Annotated in this window: 1 protein-coding gene; it reads left to right on the top strand. The window is 34.5% G+C overall.

What is annotated here, in order from left to right; genetic code table 11:
• Nucleotides 1-450 (top strand): anti sigma factor C-terminal domain-containing protein (locus tag POF52_RS31015; RefSeq protein ID WP_271998204.1); only part of this gene is annotated, 450 nt, incomplete at its 5' end.
• Nucleotides 451-534 lie beyond the last annotated feature (84 nt).

Consider the following 534-nt stretch of genomic DNA (forward strand, 5'->3'; position numbering starts at 1 on the left):
TTGTATGCTAATGATTTCGAGATGATTAAAGATTACCCAAATGACAAATACATGGAGATGGCCATATCTTTTGATAAAAATTACACATTGAAAGAAGTACAAAAGATGCTGCCTACATCTGCTCACCAGACGTGGTATTGGATAGACAATTATGCAAAGTCTAATGGTTACAGAGGCGAGCCAGAAAGTGGACGATGGTTATTAGGTATTTCTAAACCATCCCCACAACTAGGAGCAAAACTAACGACTAATAAATTCAAAACAGAAGCAGACTTTTTGAATGAACTTAAAAAAACAGATACAGAGGAAGTAAAATATCTAAAAAACAGGCAGAAAAATGGATTGATTATAGGTGTAGTTGTTACAGGAACAAAAGAAGAGATTCTTCCTTTACGTAATAAACGATATGTTAAAGCAGCTAGTTTAGGAGCAGTAGTTGATAAATACTGAGTTTGTAGGGACTTGTAACGAAGAAGAGCTTAGGGAAGTATACTTCTATAAGCTTTTCTTTCGTTTCCGATAAAATCCATTATG

This window comes from Priestia sp. AB (genome assembly GCF_028369225.1).
Taxonomy (GTDB): Bacteria; Bacillota; Bacilli; order Bacillales; family Bacillaceae_H; genus Priestia; species Priestia megaterium.